18 protein-coding genes are annotated in these 16,859 nt (G+C 69.7%); 8 read left to right on the top strand and 10 right to left on the bottom strand.

What is annotated here, in order from left to right:
- Positions 1 to 118: 118 nt before the first annotated feature.
- Entirely contained in the window at positions 119 to 1,834 is a 1,716-nt protein-coding gene (locus ABZ386_RS31025; RefSeq protein WP_351338979.1) for an ABC transporter ATP-binding protein, read from the bottom strand.
- Positions 1,831 to 3,627 carry an ABC transporter ATP-binding protein gene (locus ABZ386_RS31020; RefSeq protein ID WP_358967061.1) on the bottom strand — a complete coding sequence of 599 codons (1,797 nt, stop codon included), beginning with the start codon at positions 3,625 to 3,627 and terminating at the stop codon, positions 1,831 to 1,833. The genes ABZ386_RS31025 and ABZ386_RS31020 overlap by 4 nt, the downstream gene beginning before the upstream one ends.
- 133 nt (positions 3,628 to 3,760) lie before the next feature.
- Here ABZ386_RS31020 and ABZ386_RS31015 point away from each other — a divergent pair, with 133 nt between their 5' ends.
- A complete protein-coding gene (locus tag ABZ386_RS31015; RefSeq protein WP_358966868.1) occupies positions 3,761 to 4,789 on the top strand; it encodes an AraC family transcriptional regulator in 1,029 nt (342 codons plus the stop codon).
- 184 nt (positions 4,790 to 4,973) lie between these two features.
- Here ABZ386_RS31015 and ABZ386_RS31010 read toward each other — a convergent pair whose 3' ends face one another.
- Positions 4,974 to 5,132 carry a hypothetical protein gene (locus ABZ386_RS31010; RefSeq protein ID WP_351338973.1) on the bottom strand — a complete coding sequence of 53 codons (159 nt, stop codon included), beginning with the start codon at positions 5,130 to 5,132 and terminating at the stop codon, positions 4,974 to 4,976.
- Between the two features lie 64 nt (positions 5,133 to 5,196).
- On the opposite strand from ABZ386_RS31010, the gene ABZ386_RS31005 reads away from it, so the two are divergent.
- On the top strand, positions 5,197 to 5,706 hold the full coding sequence (locus ABZ386_RS31005; protein WP_358966865.1) for a DUF6531 domain-containing protein: 510 nt from the start codon (positions 5,197 to 5,199) through the stop codon (positions 5,704 to 5,706).
- A gap of 389 nt (positions 5,707 to 6,095) precedes the next feature.
- Positions 6,096 to 6,449 carry a hypothetical protein gene (locus tag ABZ386_RS31000; protein WP_351338965.1) on the top strand — a complete coding sequence of 118 codons (354 nt, stop codon included), beginning with the start codon at positions 6,096 to 6,098 and terminating at the stop codon, positions 6,447 to 6,449.
- Between the two features lie 246 nt (positions 6,450 to 6,695).
- Here the strand turns inward: ABZ386_RS31000 and ABZ386_RS30995 are convergent, their stop codons facing one another.
- On the bottom strand, positions 6,696 to 7,067 hold the full coding sequence (locus ABZ386_RS30995; protein WP_351338962.1) for a hypothetical protein: 372 nt from the start codon (positions 7,065 to 7,067) through the stop codon (positions 6,696 to 6,698).
- A 37-nt stretch (positions 7,068 to 7,104) separates the two neighbouring features.
- On the opposite strand from ABZ386_RS30995, the gene ABZ386_RS30990 reads away from it, so the two are divergent.
- From ABZ386_RS30990 to ABZ386_RS30980, 3 genes are all read left to right on the top strand, one after another.
- Positions 7,105 to 7,443, top strand: coding sequence for a hypothetical protein (locus ABZ386_RS30990; protein WP_351338959.1), 339 nt, complete (start codon positions 7,105 to 7,107; stop codon positions 7,441 to 7,443).
- 157 nt (positions 7,444 to 7,600) lie between these two features.
- Complete coding sequence (locus ABZ386_RS30985) at positions 7,601 to 7,819, top strand: hypothetical protein (protein ID WP_351338956.1); 219 nt, start codon at positions 7,601 to 7,603, stop codon at positions 7,817 to 7,819.
- Positions 7,820 to 8,044: 225 nt separating this feature from the next.
- Positions 8,045 to 8,620 carry a TetR/AcrR family transcriptional regulator gene (locus ABZ386_RS30980; protein WP_358966863.1) on the top strand — a complete coding sequence of 192 codons (576 nt, stop codon included), beginning with the start codon at positions 8,045 to 8,047 and terminating at the stop codon, positions 8,618 to 8,620.
- A gap of 52 nt (positions 8,621 to 8,672) precedes the next feature.
- Here the strand turns inward: ABZ386_RS30980 and ABZ386_RS30975 are convergent, their stop codons facing one another.
- The 4 genes from ABZ386_RS30975 to ABZ386_RS30960 form a co-directional block, all read right to left on the bottom strand.
- Positions 8,673 to 8,942 carry a PTS transporter subunit EIIB gene (locus ABZ386_RS30975; RefSeq protein ID WP_351338951.1) on the bottom strand — a complete coding sequence of 90 codons (270 nt, stop codon included), beginning with the start codon at positions 8,940 to 8,942 and terminating at the stop codon, positions 8,673 to 8,675.
- Positions 8,929 to 9,792, bottom strand: a complete 864-nt coding sequence (locus tag ABZ386_RS30970; protein ID WP_358966860.1) for a PRD domain-containing protein — start codon at positions 9,790 to 9,792, stop codon at positions 8,929 to 8,931. Before ABZ386_RS30970 ends, ABZ386_RS30975 begins: the two co-directional genes overlap by 14 nt.
- A gap of 144 nt (positions 9,793 to 9,936) precedes the next feature.
- Positions 9,937 to 11,391 carry a glycoside hydrolase family 1 protein gene (locus tag ABZ386_RS30965; RefSeq protein WP_358966858.1) on the bottom strand — a complete coding sequence of 485 codons (1,455 nt, stop codon included), beginning with the start codon at positions 11,389 to 11,391 and terminating at the stop codon, positions 9,937 to 9,939.
- 10 nt (positions 11,392 to 11,401) lie between these two features.
- Positions 11,402 to 13,333: a glucose PTS transporter subunit IIA gene (locus ABZ386_RS30960; RefSeq protein ID WP_358966855.1), complete on the bottom strand. Its 1,932-nt coding sequence runs from the start codon at positions 13,331 to 13,333 to the stop codon at positions 11,402 to 11,404.
- Positions 13,334 to 13,825: 492 nt separating this feature from the next.
- Here ABZ386_RS30960 and ABZ386_RS30955 point away from each other — a divergent pair, with 492 nt between their 5' ends.
- Positions 13,826 to 14,098 (top strand): HPr family phosphocarrier protein, encoded by a 273-nt coding sequence (locus tag ABZ386_RS30955; RefSeq protein WP_351338939.1) that lies wholly within the window; start codon positions 13,826 to 13,828, stop codon positions 14,096 to 14,098.
- A gap of 45 nt (positions 14,099 to 14,143) precedes the next feature.
- On the opposite strand, the gene ABZ386_RS30950 is transcribed toward ABZ386_RS30955, so the two are convergent.
- Together ABZ386_RS30950 and ABZ386_RS30945 are read right to left on the bottom strand one after the other, a co-directional pair.
- Entirely contained in the window at positions 14,144 to 14,803 is a 660-nt protein-coding gene (locus ABZ386_RS30950) for a LysE family translocator (protein ID WP_356670717.1), read from the bottom strand.
- 38 nt (positions 14,804 to 14,841) lie between these two features.
- Positions 14,842 to 14,979: a hypothetical protein gene (locus tag ABZ386_RS30945; RefSeq protein WP_358966852.1), complete on the bottom strand. Its 138-nt coding sequence runs from the start codon at positions 14,977 to 14,979 to the stop codon at positions 14,842 to 14,844.
- Between the two features lie 195 nt (positions 14,980 to 15,174).
- Here ABZ386_RS30945 and ABZ386_RS30940 point away from each other — a divergent pair, with 195 nt between their 5' ends.
- Positions 15,175 to 16,743 carry an MDR family MFS transporter gene (locus ABZ386_RS30940; protein WP_355715808.1) on the top strand — a complete coding sequence of 523 codons (1,569 nt, stop codon included), beginning with the start codon at positions 15,175 to 15,177 and terminating at the stop codon, positions 16,741 to 16,743.
- The last annotated feature ends 116 nt before the right edge of the window (positions 16,744 to 16,859 follow it).

Genomic DNA, 16,859 nt, shown 5'->3' with positions numbered 1-16,859 from the left:
GACAAACTTCGCTGCCCGGTGATCTCCGTAACCCGATCTCCGCTGAAGGATGCCGAGGACTTCCTTGTCGGCCGTTCCGTCGTCTTCTCCGCCGAGGCGCAGGCCCTGCACGGCCGTCTCAGTCCCGTGCTGCCCCGGCCCGGGACAGGTCCCAGTACGCGGCGTATCGGCCGGCGCGTCGCAGCAGCTCCTCGTGGTTGCCCTGTTCGACCACCCGCCCGGCGTCCAGGAAGGCGACGCGGTCGGCCCGGCGTACGGTTCCCATGCGGTGGGCCACCATCACCACGGTCCGGCCCGCCATCAGCTCCTCGATGCCGGCGTGCACGGCCGCCTCGTTCACCGGGTCCAGGGCCGACGTGACCTCGTCGAGCAGCACGATCGGCGCGTCCTTCAGCAACGCTCGGGCGATGGAGACGCGCTGCCGCTCGCCGCCCGACAGCAGCGCCCCGCCCTCGCCCACGTCCGTCGACCAGCCGCCGGGCAGCCGCTCGATCACCTCGTCGAGACGGGCCGCGGCTGCTGCTGCCCGTACCTCGGCGTCGGTGGCGTCCGGGCGGCCGAGGCGCACGTTCTCCTCGATCGTGCCGTCGAAGAGGTAGACGTCCTGGAAGACGATGGCGATCCGCGCCATCAGCGCCGCGGTGTCCATTTCCCGTACGTCCACGCCGCCGATCCGCACCGCGCCCGCGTCGACGTCGTAGAAGCGGGCGAGCAGGTGCAGCAGTGTCGTCTTGCCCGCGCCCGACGGCCCGACGACGGCCAGCCGCCGGCCCTCGGGTACGGACAGCGTCACCCCGTCGGCGACCGTGCGGTTTCCGTGCCGGAAGGTGACCGCGTCGAACTCGATGTGGTGGCAGGACGGTTCGCGTGGCGCCCGGGGCTCCGGCAGCGGCTTGGTGCTCAGGACGTCGTCGAGGCGGGTGAGTTCGGCGCGGGCGGCGCGGATGCCACCGCTCATCTCGGCGAGGGACAGCAGCGGGTCGGCGCAGCGGGCGGCCAGCACCAGGACCGCGAGCACCTCGGCCGCGCCGATGTCCCCGCCGAGAGCGAGGTACGCAGCGAGGGCGAGCAGTGCGGTGAACACCGCCTGCACAGTGACCGCGAGGCCCAGCACACCTGGCAGCGCCGAAAGGGTGGAGCGGCGCGAGGCGCGGCTCAGTTCCTTCAGGGAGTCGTCCAGCAGACCGAACCGCTCGCCGGTGCGGCCGCCGGCGCGCAGTACCGGCTGGGCTTGGAGGTACTCGATGACGCGGCCGGTGGCCTCGCGCTCGCGTTCCACGCGCTCCTTGTCGGTAGCCGTCGTCACGCGGGCCGTGCGCCGCTGGACCGCGGCCACCAACGGCACAGCGGCCAGGCCTGCCAGCCCCAGCTGCCAGTTGAAGACGAGCATCACGGCGACGATCGTCAGCGGCGTCACACAGGCGGAGATGAACGGCGCCAGCAGGTGCGCGATCACGCTCATCGCCTGCAACACGCCCTGGCTGGCGAGGACGGACACCTCGCCGGTGCGGCCGGGTCGATACCAGCCGATGGGCAGCCGGGCGAGGTGTTCGCCGAGGCGCTCGTACATGCCGTGCAGCATCGTCGTGCCCACGCGGAAACCGGAGCGGTCGCTGACGTACCGCAGCACCGCGTAGACCGCGACCGCCGCGCCGAAGGCGGCCAGCCAGGGTCGGGCGTCCTCGGGTGTGCTGCCGAAGAGCGCGCGCAGCACGGGCACCAGCAGGGCGTACGACAGTCCCTCGGCCAGGGCGGTCGCCGTCATCAGGGCGACGGTGCGGCGCACCGGCCCGGCGTACTCGTCGCCGAGCACACGCAGCAGTGTGCTGATCATCGGGCCTCTTCCCTTTCCATGACATCGGCTTCCACGGCACCGGCTTCCACGGCACCGGCTTCCATGGCACCGGCTTCCATGGCACCTGCGTGGATCTTCCAGAATTCGGCGAACGCACCGCCCCGCGCGAGGAGTTCAGCGGCCGTGCCCCGCTCCACGATCTCGCCGTCGCGCAGCATCACGACGGTGTCGGCGTCGGCGATCGTCTCCGGGCGGTGGGCGATGACCAGCGTCGTCCGCTTCTGACGGGTCTGTGCCAGCGCCTCGCGCACCGCCTGCTCGGTCTGCGGGTCGGCGAAGGCGGTGGCCTCGTCGAGGACCAGGACGGGGGTGTCCGCGAGCAGGGCGCGGGCGATCGAGACGCGCTGCGCCTCGCCGCCGGAGAGGCGGGCGTCCTCGCCGATCACCGAGTCGTAGCCGCGGGGCAGTTCGAGAACGCGGTCGTGGATGCTCGCCCGGCGGGCGGCGCGGACGACGGCGTCGCGGTCGGCGTGCGGGACGGCGAGGGCGATGTTGTCCGCGACCGAGGCGCGCAGCAGCCGGACGTCCTGGAAGACGAAGGACACCCGCCGGTACAGCTCCTGGCTGCCCACCTCACGCAGGTCGACGCCGCCGAGGAGCACGGAGCCGTGCGTCGGGTCGTAGAACCGCGTCAGCAGTTGCACCAGCGTGGACTTGCCGCTGCCGGACGGCCCGACCACGGCCGTGGTCGTCCCCGGCTCCAGCACCAGGTCGATACCGCGCAGCACCTCGCGCCCGGCCGCGGCGCCCTCGTACCCGAAGCGGACGTCCCGCAGCTCCACTCGGTGTCCCTCGGGCGCCACCGGCCGTACGGGCTCGGGCAGCGACGGCTCGGCGAGTACGTCCCGGATGCGGCCGAGGGCGCGCCGCGCGGCCTGCAGGTCGTCGAAGCCGTGCCCGAGCGCGGCCACGGGCGCGGTCAGCCCGAGGCCGAGAAGGATGAAAGGCAGCAGGTCCGCCGGGGCGAGCCCGCCCCCGGTGATCCGGTATGCGCCGCCGACCAGCACCGCCAGCAGCACGAACGGCGGCGACAGCGCCACCTGCATCCCGGCGGCGACCCCGGAAAGACCGCGCACCATGCGGTAGAAGCTCCGGGTGAAGTCGCCCACGGCGGTGCGGAACGTGCCGTGCGCCCGTTCCGACCCGCCGAACGCCTTCACCACCGCGATGCCGTGCACGAACTCGACCACCGACGCCGAGATCCGCCCCATCGCGGCGTCGAACTCCTTCTGCTCGCGCAGCCGCGTGGGGGTCATCATCAGCGGTACCAGCGCGACCGCCAGCAGGACGGGGATCAGCGTGATCAGCGTCAGTCGCCAGTCCACGGTGAGGAGGTAGCCGAGCGAGACCAGCGGCACCACGAAGGCGGAGACCAGCTCGCCCGGCGTGTGCGCGATGAGCGGGTGCACGGCGCTGACGTCCTCACCCACCAGTTTCGCCAGCTCCCCGTTGCGCCGCCGCGCCAGCCGGCCGATCGGCACCCGCCCGAGCCGCTCGGCGAGTCGCCGGCGCAGCGACAGTTGCACCCGGGTGTCGAGGAGGTGTCCGAGGCCGGACGAGGCGGCCGTGAACAGCAGCCGTACGAGCAGCCCTGCCGCGCCCGCGAGCACGACGCCCCGCACGTGCCCTTCGTCGGCCGGCCCCGGCGCCAGCAGCGTACGGCCGAGCTCGACGACCGCGAGGAGCGGCGCCAGGCCGGCGACAGCGCCGATGACCTGCAGGACTACGACGACGGCGAAGCCGCCCGCGTACGGGCGCAGCAGACGGGCCACGCCCGGTGGTGGCGGCGAAGTGGTTCCGGTGGCAGTCATGCGCTCACCTTCGCCGCGGCTGCGGCCCGCTGGATTGGAGAAATGTTCCGTCGGCGAAGAAATGGCCCTCCGGTCGGGCCCGTAGCATGGAGGCATGTCAACTGCCGTGCGCCAGCGCGTCGTTGTCCCCGTGTGGCAGGTCACGCGTCCGGCCCGGCCCGGTCGCGTACCCGGCGTCGTCCTGGCGGGGCTGCGCGACCGCGGCCCGGCTCCGGTCGACCACCGGCTCGACCCGCACCCCGTGCTGACGCTGGCGCTGGCCTGCGGTGAGGCGGCGCTCGGCATCGACGACTCGACGGGGCGGCAGCACCGCGGCAGCCTGGTCACCGGGCTCGGGTTCGGCGCCGGCGGTGCGGCGCGGGTGCGGGCCGCGAACGTCGAGTGGATGCAGGTGCGCCTGTCCCCCGCCATCGCGCGCGCCGTGCTGGGCGTCGGCCCTGCCGAGCTGGAGAGCTCCGTGGTGGCCCTGGACGACCTGTGGGGAGAGCGGCGGGCAGCCCGGCTGCGCGAGCGGCTGGCCCAGACCGCCTCGTGGGAGGAGCGTTTCGCACTCGTCGAAGCGTTCCTCGCCCGGCTGACCGCCGCGGGGCCCGCCATCGAGCCGGAGCTGGCCTGGGCCTGGGACCGTATCGTCGCCGAGCACGGCCAGGTGCGGGTCGAGGAGCTGGCCGATGAGCTGGGCTGGAGCCGCAAGCGCCTGTGGTCCCGCTTCCACGCGCAGCTCGGCCTGCCGCCCAAGCGCGCCGTGAAGCTCGTCCGCTTCGACTGGGCCGCCACCCGCCTGGCCGGGGGCCAGGAGGTGGCCAGGGTGGCGGCCGACTGCGGCTACGCCGACCAGTCGCATCTGCACCGGGACGTCGTGGCGTTCACCGGTGTGACCCCCGCGACCGTGGCCGGCCAGTCGCTCGTCACGGCGGCCGACATGGCGTGGGTGGACCACGTGCCGCGCCTCCCGGCACGATGGGGCAACGCCCCGGCCTCCCGTTTCGACGGGCCGACCCGGCCGCCGCCAACCGGCGGAGATACCCGAGGCGAACGAGGTCCCGGGCGGAGTACGGATGCACGGTCCCGTCACCGGCGCCGACAGCCCGCTCGCGCCGCCGATGCGGGTGGCTGTGGCTGACGGCGGCTTCGTGGGGCGGTGCGATCTGGGCATCGCGCATGAACGACCACCCGGCTACGGCCACGGCGGCTACCGGAGCTGATCTGCGGCACGGGAAGGGTTATGCCTGCACCCGGAGAATGGGCCTGCCTGGGCTGTTCGAATCCTGCCGGGGCACCACACGTCGAGCCGTTGACCTGCGGTTTCAGTGCGGTGGTGCGGAGAACCCGTCAACGACTCGGCGAACCTTGGCGACCGCGTCGCTTTCCCCCAGGCGCAGTGCGGTGTTCGCGGCGTTGAGCACCGCGTCGATCTGAAAGACCGTGAGGTCCACGTCCACCTGGACGATCTCTCCGGTGTCCACTGCGCGGCGTAGTTCACCGGCGAGGAGGGCGAGCCATTCGGACGGTACTTACAGTCCGAATGGCATGGCCACCGGCATGTTCTTCGAGCAGCTCACCGACGCCCAACTGGTCGGTGTCGGCGAGCAGGTGACCCTGGAGCGCACGTATCGCCCCGACTCCACGGCGACCGGTCTGCTGGGTCGTGGTTGGGCAACGCCCTTCGATGTGAAACTGACGGTCGCCTCCGGCAAGGTCACTTATCAGGCCGACGACGGAGCGAAGTTCGTCTTCACGCAGAAGAGCGACGGCACGTACACCGCGCCTGCGGGTTCGGCCGCGAAGCTGGTCAAGGGCACCAGCACCTATACCGTCACCACCCCTGATCACACCAAGCGCACCTTCAGCAGCACCGGTCAACTGACGTCCGTCGTCAACGGTGGCGGCCAGAGCCCTGACGCTGACGTACACGGCGACAGGCGTACGAAGCCGAGGAGTCGATCCTCAACTCGGGAGGGGTCGTCCCCCGAGATGCCAAAGGCAAGTACGCCAAGCGTGACGGCGAAGAGGGGCGCGACGGCTCGAACGACGAACTGACGACCTGGGAAAACCTTATGCTGGACGGTGCCACGGTCGTCGCCAGGGAAGTCTCGGTCAAGGCACCTGGATTCAAGGTCCGAAAATTCGATGGCCTGGTCAAATAAACGGCCACTGGTACGGGATCGAGACCAAGGGCGGCTCAGCCAAGCGAAACCCGGACCAAAATAATTTCGACGACCGGCTGAATCTCCCTGGAAACACGGTCACCACGAAGGACGGCCTCATACTGGAAGGCGTATTCGACTCATGGATTCCCCCGGTAGTATGAAGTCCCGAGAGCACCTGGACGAGTAACCGGTCGATTCCGGTCGGGTAAGTTCGAGTCGAGTGAGCGGCGTGGGCGCCTGAGCGACGGGCTCCCACGCCGTATCGCATGAAGGATGGTCATGAGCTACGACCTCGCATTCTGGCACGAGAGCGGTTCCCTTGACGCGGCGGCGGCATATCAGAAATACGACGCCATGACGGACGGCGAGTCCGGGGTGACTGCGGAGAGTCCGCGAGTTGCCGAATTCTACCGCGATGTCCTGAAGGATTATCAGGATCTGACGAAGGACACCACGGAGGAGGAAGCAGATCGATCCCCCTGGACTTCTCCCGTTTATTTCAACGGAGAGTGCGTACTGGTCAACATCGCCTGGTCCCGGAAGAGTGAAGTCTCGGACACCCTCATCATCATGGCGAAGAGCCGGGGACTTGTGACGTATGACCCGCAGCGGGAGCTGGTCGTCGAAGCGTGACGTGCGCGAGTGGCCGGCCGCATGCCTGGCCGTCGGCGATCGCTTGGGAGCCCTCGAATCCGCCGAGACAGACCTCTTTTGACCGGTCTCTTCGAGGTCTCCTCTGTGGCGGCGTTGGGGAATGGAACCGGTAGCGTATGACGTTCGCCGCAGGCCACGGTCGGCCTTCGGGCCTGATACACGAGGCCTTCACTCACATGTCTGCGTGAATGATGCGTGAGCGGACGGAGCGACTAAGAGCTCGTTTCATTCGGTGGCTTGTGGACCGGTATTCGACACGAGTTGAGCCAACTGCCGCAGGCGTTGGCAGTAGCAGAGGTCGTCTGTTTCGTTGAGCAACGACAGGATCTGGTCCAGGTCTGCGATGCAGTCGCGCAGGATCCGGTGACGTTCTGCGTCGAGAACGCCACCATTTTTTTGCCAGGTGGACACGCATCCGGCGATGCCAGCGTCAAGCAGCACCATGTCGATGCCCGCCAACTCGGCACCGCGCAGGCCAGCGGGGAAGGCGGCGTGCAGGTGTTCCTGCCACAGGTGGGCCACAACGGCGTCGTGCTCAGTAGGGCTGTTCACACGACTCATCTTCGTGCAGTGTTCTTCACGGCGGGTGCTGATCACCTGCTCAACCGGGCGGTGACAGATGAGGGCTGCGGCTATGTCCGGAGTCGTCCTCATCGGCTCTCTCGCCGGCCATGTCGCCCACCTGGCCTTCGCGCATGATTCCCTCACCGTGACCGAAGGCCGCAACCAGCACGCGCCATTGACCACCCTGTCCTGCACTGTCCTGGCGGAGCGTGACCCGGGCCGATACGAACGTCCCGGCTTTGTCGTCATGCCCGACGCCATCACGGCAGGCCCCTTCACCGCCCTCCTCGCTGCCATCTCAGCCCTGTTCGGGCTGAAGGAGGTCCGCGAACTCCGCGAGGAGCGTCGTCTCGCCCGAGAACGCGTCTGCGCCATCGCCCGCAGCCAGGGCATCGCCATCAAGCGCTGAGCCTGCGCGGGTACGGCAGCAGTCGTTTCTGTAGCGGAGGACGCGCAGCAGACACGGTGCTGATCGGCTGTCGCGCAGGGAAGTGCGCGGTTCACGACGAAGACGGACGGCGCAGCCGCCCTTTGCAGACAGCGTGTTGACCTGTCACGATCAAGCCGTGGCGAAGCTGTCGAAGATCGCAAATCGTCTGGACGCCGTGTTGGACCTCACGGGCCCGGTGATCGGCGTCATGCTCCTGGTGGTGGGCATCGAGACCTACCGCGACGGTGGATCCCTGGGGTGGCCCATCGCGGGAGCGGTGCTGCTTGTGATCAATCTCTGGGTGGCCTGGCGCCGGCTCGCAAGGTGGCGCCGAAATCCGACTCCGTCGTCATAGCAACGCCGCGCAGTCGCGCATGCTCCCGTAGGCGGGTGGAAACTCTATAGCTGCTGCTCAGAGTTGGCGCCGGGGCTGATCACGTTCTTACACCCTCGGCGGAATGTACACCGCAACATTCCCGCGGCGGTTGACTACTTCTCTGTCTTGCCCACCATGCCGAGGTCGACGACAAGAACCACGGCGAGGAGCGATATCCGCCTGACCTGCTTCGGGAGTGGAAGCGTGCTCACGAAGGCAGGAATGGCCCGGCGTTGGACCTGCTCCGAGGCGACCACCATGGAGCAGATCGCGGAGGCCGCCGATGTCGCCCGGGCCACGGTCTTCAACCACTTCTCGCAGAAGGTCGGCTTCCTCGAGGAATGGGGAGTCCGCCGCCGCGCCCGCGTCGCTGAGATCCTCGGCGCGGAGCACGCCGAGGACCTGCCGGTCGGCGACCGGCTGCGCCGGTACCTGAAGGAGATGGGCGACCTCAACGTCGCCTCCCGTGCGGAGACCACCGTCCTGATGGACGCCTCGGCGCGGTACGGGCACCTGTTGCAGGACCCCTCCCTGGACATCGAACTTGCCAGGATCGTCGAGCAGGGGCGGCAACGCGGGGAGATCAGGGCGGGCGTCGACTGCGACCAGGCCGGCCAGCTGCTGGCCGCCTGTTACTTCTCGACGATCCTGCGCTGGATCCGCGAGGAACCGGCCCCCTTCGACCTGCACGAGCGCCTCGCCGGGGCGCTCGACATCATCCTGCTGGGCCTTCTCGCCGAGGGGTCGCATCCTGCCGGGGGTCCGGCGCATTCGGTCTGACCTGGGACCCCAAGGAGGCGTTTCGCCCGGCCTCGGGCTCCCCTCGTCCGGGTCAGGGCGCGGCGATGTCGCCGAGCGCGTTCCGTACGTCCTCGAAGAGCCTGAACAGGTCGCGCCGGGGTGCGATGTGCAGCTCGTCCGCCTGCCATACGGTGAACGCCACGAGCGGGTGAGCGGCGAGAGCGTCGAGGTCGGCGGCCGCCGGGTCGCGCAGCCGGAACCGGAGGCGGACGAAGCAGTGCGTCAGCCGGGTGACGTTCTCCCGGCCGCCCACCCCCCGCAGGATGGCGTCCGCGGTGTGGTCGCCGCTAGACGTCGACACGATCGCCCTCCGACCTGTCGGGCTGTGCCGTCAGACGGCTGACGTGCAGCGCGAGGTAGAGGATCTCCTCCCGGCCGACCCGCCAGTCGAACAGCTCCTCCATCCGGCGGGCCAGCCGCTCGGCGCAGGCGTACTCCAGCGGCCTGGCGTTCCTGACCGCCTCGCCGATCTGGTCGTCGGCCGCGCGAACCTGCTTGCCGTCCCGGGCCCGCAGGAAGAGATAGCGCAGATGCGTGATGAACCGCGCCGCGTCCAGCGAGCGCTGGTCGATCGCGACTCCGAGGTCCTCACCGATCGTCTCGAGCGCGACCCTCAGCCACTGCGTCATCTGCATGGTCGCCGCGATGTCGCCGGATCCGATCTGCGCGTTGACGAAGTGCAGGGCCAGCGGCAGCGCCTCGGTCTCGTCCAGCCGCACCCCGAGCCGGCGCTCGATGATCTCCAGGGCGGCCGCGCCCATCTCCGTCTCCGCCGGATAGAGGTTCTCGATCTCCCACTTGAGCGGGTACTCGATCAGGGCTCCGGTGGCTGCGCGGGCGAGGGCGAAATGGACGTGGTCGGCCAGGGGCAGCAGGATGTGCTCGCTGATCCTCTCGCCGAGCCGCCCCCGGGCAGCGGCGACGACCTCTTCCATGACCTCGATCACACCGAGCGGGATCTCGGCGGCCAGGGCGGCGAGGCGTTCGGCGGGCATCGTCTTCGCCACGAACCGGCGCTCGGCGCGGTCGGCGTCCACGACCTCTCCGGGCTTGACCTGGAAACCGATCCCCCGCCCCATGAGCACGGTTTCGGCACCGTGCTCGTCGACGCCGAGCACGACGTTGTTGTTGAAGACCTTTTTTACGCGCATCGTGTGGAGTCCTTGCTGGCCGGGCCCCCGCGGCAGGGTACCTGGCCTTGGCGCCGGCCCGGCCCTGGCACACGGCCGGTGCGGTTGCGGGGGCTGTGGTCTTCTCCTCGCCGCGGAGGTTGTGGTCGTCCCTCGCCGCAGGGGCTACGGGGTCCCGTCGCCGCGCAGCAGGCTTGCCCCTCGGCTGCGGATGACGTCGGCGTACCAGTCGAACGACTTCTTGCGGTGGCGGGCGAGGGTGCCGTTGCCGTCGTCGTCACGGTCGACGTAGACGAACCCGTAGCGCTTGCTCATCTGCGCGGTGCTGGCGCTGACGAGGTCGATGCAGCCCCAGGCGGTGTAGCCCAGGACGTCGACACCGTCGGCGATCGCCTCCGCGACCTGGACCAGGTGGTCGTTCAGGTAGGCGATGCGGTAGTCGTCGTTCACCGTGGGCCGGCCGTCCACGTGGATCAGTTCGTCCTTGGCTCCGAGACCGTTCTCGACGATGAACAGCGGCTTCTGCCACCGGTCCCAGAACTGGTTCAGCACGATCCGCAGGCCGGTCGGGTCGATCTGCCAGCCCCAGTCGCTGGCCTGGAGGGCCGGGTTCGGCACACCGCCCATGATGTTGCCCTCGCCCGCCGTGCGCAGCTCGGGATCGGCGGTCTCGCAGACGCTCATGTAGTAGCTGAACGACACGAAGTCCACGGTGTGCTTGAGCAGTTCGCGGTCCTCGTCGGTGATGTCCAGCTCGATGCCGTTCTCCCGCATGTGACGCAGCGCGTACCCCGGGTAGGCGCCCCGGACGTGTACGTCGCCGAACATGAGGTTGGCGTGGTCGGCGTGCATCGCGGCGAGGGCGTCGGACGGGTGCGGGGTGAGCGGGTAGACGGGCAGGGCGAGCACCATGCAGCCCACGCGCGCGTCCGGCACCGTCTCGTGGGCGATCTTGGTGGCCAGGGCGCTGGCGACGAGTTCGTGGTGGACGGCCTGGTAGAGCTCCTGCCGGGACAGTTCCTCCTTCGGCGTCGTGATGGCGCCGCTCATGAAGGGTGCGTGCAGGACCGAGTTGATCTCGTTGAAGGTCAGCCAGTACTTGACGCGATGGCCGTAGCGGTCGAACAGGACGCGGACGTAGCGCTCGTAGCAGCCGATCATCTCGCGGCTCGTCCAGCCGTCGTACTTCTCCGCCAGCGCCAGTGGCGTCTCGTAGTGGGAGATCGTGACCAGCGGTTCGATGCCGTGTTTCTCCAGCTCGTCGAGGACGCGGTCGTAGAAGGCCAGGCCCTCCTCGTTGGGCAGTTCGTCGTCGCCGTGCGGGAAGACGCGGCTCCAGGCGATCGAGAAACGGAATACGGAGAAGCCCATCTCGGCGAAGAGGGCGATGTCCTCGGCGTAGCGGTGGTAGAAGTCGATGCCCTGCAGTTTGAGGTTGTCGGGCGTGGGGTGGGGGGTGCGCGGCCCGGTGAGGCCGCGGGGCAGGACGTCCTGGAGGGAGACGCCCTTGCCGCCCTGGTCGTGGGCGCCCTCGATCTGGTTGGCGGCCGTCGCCCCGCCCCAGAGGAAGGTGTCCGGGAAGGCGTCCGGGAAGGGGCGGGGGGCGGTCGGGTCGGTCATGCGTGTCTCCTCAGCCGACGAGGTCGAGTGCGGCGCGGCGGGGCTGTACGTCACCGGTGGCCGTGGGCACGACGGCGGTGTGGGCGCCCGGGTCGGTCACGATCAGGACGGTGATCGGGTCGTAGCCCGCGTCCGTGATCACCTTCAGGTCGACGTCGGTCAGCAGATCGCCCGCGTTCACGCGCTGCCCCTGGGCGACGGCGGGGGTGAAGCCCCTGCCCTGCAGTTCCACGGTGTTCAGGCCGATGTGGACGAGCACCTCGACGCCCGAGTCGCTGCGGATGCCGAACGCGTGCGGCATGACGCTGACGAGGGTGCCGCTCAACGGCGCGTACACCTTGCCCTCGCTGGGAATCACCGCCAGGCCGGAGCCCATCGCGCCGGAGGCGAACACCTGGTCGGGGACCTCGGCGAGCGGGACGACCTTCCCCCCGACGGGTGCCGCGAGGGTCGCGATCCGGCCCTGGGACGCCATTCCGCCCTCGGGCGCCTTGCCGTCCTGGGACGTCTTGCCGTCGGACGCCACGTCCGAGGGGCCGGCGGCTGTCCCGCTCGCCGCGGGCAGGTCCTTGAATCCGACGACGAGGGTCAGCGCGAAGGCGATGACCATGCCGATCGCACAGCCGAGGAGCTGGAGGGCGAAGCTGCCGACGTTCAGGGTGGAGGTCACGGTGATCGCGCCGGGCAGGACGAAGCTCGTGGCCGCCGAGCCGCCCGCCGCCGCGATGCCGCCGCCGACCGCGCCGCCCACGCAGGCGAAGACGAACGGGCGCTTGAGCCGCAGCGTGACGCCGTAGACCGCGGGCTCGGTGACGCCCGCGAGGAAGCCCGACAGGGCGGCCGGTCCGGCCACCGCCTTCAGGTCGCGGTCGCGGGTCCGCAGGAACACCGCGAAGGCGGCCGCGGCCTGGGCGAGCACCGGTGCGAACAGCGCCCCTGCCAGATCGGTGTGGCCCGTGGTCGCCAGCTGCTGGAACGCGATCGGGATGAAGGCCCAGTGGAGGCCGAAGACGACGAGGACCTGCCACAGACCGCCGAGCAGGGTGCCCGCCGCCCAGGGGGACAACCCCCACAGATGGTCGACACCGGACGCGAGCGTGTCGCCGATCCAGGTCGAGACCGGCCCGATGGCGAGGAAGGAGGCGGGCACGACGAGCGCGAGCGCGACCAGCGGAGTTCCGAAGTTGCGCACCATGGCGGGCAGCACGCGCTCCGCCAGGCGCTCCACGTGCGACTGGACGTACACCGCCAGGATGGTCGGGACGACGGCGGACAGGTAGTTGGCCATGACGACCGGGATACCGAGGAAGGTCAGCTTGCCCCCGCCCTGGGCGAACGCCTGCAGCGTCACGCTGGCGCCGTGCGCGCCGGGCATGACGGCGATGGTGGCGGAGTAGACGAGGGCGCAGGCGATGACGATCGCCGTGAACTGGTTCGCCTTGAAGCGCTTGGCGGCCGTGACGGCCAGCAGGATCGGCAGGAACTGGAAGACGGCGTCGGCCGCGGCGAACCAGATGGCGTAGGTCGACGTGGCGCCGAAGCCGGGGCTGATCTTCACCGCGACCGTGAGGAGCGCCTTGAGCAGTCCGGCCGCCGCCAGGGTCCACAGGAACGGGATGAAGATGCTGGTGACGAGGTCGATCACGCGGGAGAGGGGACCGCCGGTGGAGCCGCCGCCCGCCCCGTCCACGCCCTGGGCGACGACCGCCTCGTAGACGTGGCCGACGGTGTTCCCGATGACGACCTGGAACTGGCCGCCCGCCTCGACGACCGTGATGACACCGCTGGTGGATTCCACGGCGGCCTTGTCGGCCCTGGACGGGTCGACGAGAACGAAACGCAGCCTGGTCGCGCAGTGGGCGAGGGATCTGACGTTGTCCTTGCCGCCGACGCCCCGCAGGACCTCTTCGGCGATCGATTCATACGTGCTTGTGGTTGTCACGGCTCCTCCTCGAGCCCCGCTGTCCTGGAACCGCGTGCAGATCGTCGTGCCGACCGTCGTGCCGATCTTCGGCAACAAAAAAACCCAAGCCGTGACCCTGCGAGCCGCTTGGAAAGCGGCGGGTCTCAGCTTGGGTTTTGCCTGTGGTCCAGTAACAATCCCAGCTTTGGTAAGACGCCCTTGGGGTGTCTTGGGGCGAGACAGTAGACGCCGTCTTTCACGACTGTCCAGACGCTGGGCATCACATTTTTCCGCTGGGTGATCCATATGGTGTGGCGGTCGTCTCATTGACGCCTGGGCGGATACGCGGCTAGCGTGCGCGACACGGATTGTGACCGGCGTGAGCCGGGCAAGACCTGGGACGAGTTGCCTTGAGGCGACCGCTCCCGGGTCTTTTTTTATGCGCCGGCCGGTCCGGCATTGACGGACCTCTTCCCTTTTCCGGCTCCGTGAAATGAACGGCGCACACGCAATGGAACCCAAGGAGTGGAAATGCCGGAACGCTACGCGACCGTCCAATGCTCGCAGGGACTGCACGCCCGCCCCGCGGCCGCCCTCGCCCGCGAGGCCGCGGCGACGAGCCACCGCATCACCATTCGCAGACCCGACGGCAACCCGGTACCGGCGAGCAGCACGCTCATGGTGCTGAGTCTGGGCCTCAAGGAGGGCGAGAAGGTCATTCTCACCTCCGACGACGAGACAGCCGGCCCCGCACTCGACCAGCTGGCAGCCCTTCTCGCCACGGAACTCGACGCACAGGGATGACCCCTACGCCCCCGGACGGTGGCGGTCGGCGTGGCCCGTGGGCGTTCAGCGTGTGGTCGTGGCCAGGCGCAGGCCCAGGGCTACGAGTACGCCTCCGCTGACCGCGTCGACGCGGCGTCGGATCCTGGGCCGGCGGAACCAGGCTCCGGCGCGGCCCGCGACGGCGGCCAGGCCGAAGTAGAACGCCGTCTCGATGAGCACCTGCACGGCGGCCAGCAGCGCGGTGGTGGCGAACAGGGGGCGGTTCGCCGGAACGAACTGCGGATAGAACGCGATCATGAAGAAGGCGGCCTTGGGGTTGGCCAGCATCACCACGGTTCCCTCGCCGAAGGCCGCCCACCATCCCCCTCGGCTGACGGGCGGCGTGATCGACGCGTCCGTGTCCGCCGGTGCGGCCTCGGGGCCGGTGCGGCTGCGCCACGCCGTGCGCCATGCCTTGACGCCGAGGTAGACGAGGAACACCGCGCCGACCACCCGCAGCACGACGAACGCCACCTCGGAGGCCGCCACGAGGGCGGCCAGACCGGCGCCGGCGGCCAGGGCCCACAGGTACAGGCCCGCTTCGAGGCCCAGGACGGTGGGTACTGCCGCCCGCCGGCCGTGGAACGCCGCCTGACGGAAGACCAGGAGCATCGCCGGACCCGGTGACGCCGAGATGAGCAGGACGGCGACCGCGAACGCGGGTAACAACGCGAGGAGGTCCATGAGTTGATCGTGCCAGCGGCCCCCAGGCCGCTCAACCGCTAACGGACGTCGACGCTGTAGCGGAAGTAGCCGTCGCTGGAGGCGGTGACGGTCGCCGCCTGCGGGTCGAAGGTCAGCGTGCCCGTGCAGGTCGACGTGTGGTCGGAGGGAGAGTAATTCGTTGGCCAAGGGTTCACCACCGCGATGTTTCGACGCCTCCCCCGAAAATTCGTGGCAGATCCGTGCGGCGTTGCGGAAGACTCGAGGGCTGACCGATGAGTTCTGCCGGGTGCGCCGGTCTTCATCGGTGTCATCGATCCATCGATCCACTTCCGGCCGGCGGCCCTCGGCTGCGAGGCGACTGTGATCAGGAACCCCAGCGAGGAGCTGTCATGTCAGCTGTGATGCGAGAACGACCGGCCGTGCGGGCGGGCCGCACACCGATGGTGGTGCGGCTGCTGGTGCTGGCCACGTTCGTGGTGATCCTCAACGAGACCATCATGATCAACGCGATCCCGCGGCTGATGGAGTCGTTGCACATCACCGAGCAGTCGGCGCAGTGGGTGTCCACCGCCTTCATGCTGACCATGGCGGCTGTCATCCCGGTCACCGGCTGGTTCCTGCAGCGGGTCACCACCCGCCAGGCCTACGCCATCGCCATGGGCGTGTTCCTCGCGGGTACCGCCCTGTCGGCCGTCGCCCCGACCTTCGAGGTGCTGCTGCTGGGCCGGATCGTGCAGGCCGCGGGCACGGCCGTGATGATGCCGCTGCTGATGACCACGTTGATGATCGTGGTGCCCGAGCACGACCGCGGCCGGGTGATGGGCAACGTCACCCTGGCGATCTCGGTGGCGCCGGCGCTCGGTCCGGCCGTGTCCGGGCTGATCCTTCAGGTCGGGTCCTGGCGGCTGCTGTTCGTGGTCGTCCTGCCGATCGCGGCTCTGGTGACCGTGTTCGGGCTGCGCAAGGTGGAGAACATAGGCGAGCCGCAGGTCAGCTCCATCGACTGGCTCAGCGTCGGCGTGGCGGCGCTCGGCTTCGGCGGGCTGGTGTACGGCCTGAGCCTCTTCGGGGACACCGACGGCAGTGTCGCCTCGGCCATCGGCATCGCCGTCGCCGGGGCCGCGGCCATCGCGGTGTTCGTCGTCCGCCAGCTCAAGCTGCAGCGCACCGGTGTGCCGCTGATGGACCTGCGCACCCTCGGGCACCGCACCTACGCCTTGTCCCTGGCCCTGATGTCCATCGGGTTCCTGGCGATGCTCGGGTCGATGATCCTGCTCCCGCTGTACCTGCAGAACCTGCGCGGGCTCAGCCCGCTGGAGACCGGCCTGCTGCTCATGCCGGGCGGTCTGGTCATGGGCCTGCTGGGACCGACCGTCGGGAAGGTGTTCGACAAGTTCGGCAGTCGTCCGCTGGTGCTGCCCGGCTCGGTCGGCATGGTGCTCGCCCTCGGCGGGTTCACCCAGGTCTCGATGACGATGCCGTACTGGCAGGTGCTGGGGCTGCACGCGCTGCTGATGGTCAGCCTGGCGGCGACGTTCACCCCGGTCTTCACGCTCGGCATGGGCGCGCTGCCCCCGCACCTGTACTCCCACGGCAGCTCGATGCTCGGGACGTTGCAGCAGGTCGCCGCGGCGTTCGGAACCGCGCTGGTGGTGACCGTGATGTCCGCGCGCACCAGCCACCTGGTAGCCGACGGCATCGCCGCCGCGCCCGCGCAGGTGAGCGGGATGAAGCTGGCCTTCGGCGTCGCGGCCGCCCTCGCCCTGCTGACGATCGCCGTCGCGGCGAAGCTGCCCCACCGCATCGCGGACGCCGGCGCCCAGGAGCACGACGGCGCCGACACGGACGTGCCCGCCGACGGACACCCCGGCCCCGGGGAGCCCGCCACCGCCGACAAGGACGTGCCTGGCGACGGACGCCCCGGCCGGGGCGAGCCCGTCACCGCCGACGAGATCTGACGGGCGTGGGCGTCCCGCGCGGCGTCCAGGGAGCAGCGTTCCTCCCCCACACCGCGGCCGGCCACCCCCCACACCGGCTCACCGGGCCCCTGCCGGATCAGCTGCGCCAGCGTCGT

It is taken from the genome of Streptomyces sp. NPDC006140 (assembly GCF_040628815.1).
Taxonomy (GTDB): Bacteria; Actinomycetota; Actinomycetes; order Streptomycetales; family Streptomycetaceae; genus Streptomyces.
The sequence above is the reverse complement of the archived record's forward strand: the minus strand, read 5'-3'. Positions and strand labels throughout refer to the sequence as shown.

What these genes read in the sequence shown, in the direction of transcription:
- ABZ386_RS31005 (WP_358966865.1), top strand. Translation starts at nt 5,197, where the DNA reads ATGGCCACCGGCATGTTCTTCGAGCAGCTCACCGACGCCCAACTGGTC.
- ABZ386_RS31000 (WP_351338965.1), top strand. Translation starts at nt 6,096, where the DNA reads ATGAGCTACGACCTCGCATTCTGGCACGAGAGCGGTTCCCTTGACGCG.
- ABZ386_RS31025 (WP_351338979.1), bottom strand. Translation starts at nt 1,834, where the DNA reads ATGATCAGCACACTGCTGCGTGTGCTCGGCGACGAGTACGCCGGGCCG.
- ABZ386_RS30950 (WP_356670717.1), bottom strand. Translation starts at nt 14,803, where the DNA reads ATGGACCTCCTCGCGTTGTTACCCGCGTTCGCGGTCGCCGTCCTGCTC.
- ABZ386_RS30955 (WP_351338939.1), top strand. Translation starts at nt 13,826, where the DNA reads ATGCCGGAACGCTACGCGACCGTCCAATGCTCGCAGGGACTGCACGCC.
- ABZ386_RS30965 (WP_358966858.1), bottom strand. Translation starts at nt 11,391, where the DNA reads ATGACCGACCCGACCGCCCCCCGCCCCTTCCCGGACGCCTTCCCGGAC.
- ABZ386_RS30990 (WP_351338959.1), top strand. Translation starts at nt 7,105, where the DNA reads ATGTCCGGAGTCGTCCTCATCGGCTCTCTCGCCGGCCATGTCGCCCAC.
- ABZ386_RS30940 (WP_355715808.1), top strand. Translation starts at nt 15,175, where the DNA reads ATGTCAGCTGTGATGCGAGAACGACCGGCCGTGCGGGCGGGCCGCACA.
- ABZ386_RS31015 (WP_358966868.1), top strand. Translation starts at nt 3,761, where the DNA reads ATGTCAACTGCCGTGCGCCAGCGCGTCGTTGTCCCCGTGTGGCAGGTC.
- ABZ386_RS30970 (WP_358966860.1), bottom strand. Translation starts at nt 9,792, where the DNA reads ATGCGCGTAAAAAAGGTCTTCAACAACAACGTCGTGCTCGGCGTCGAC.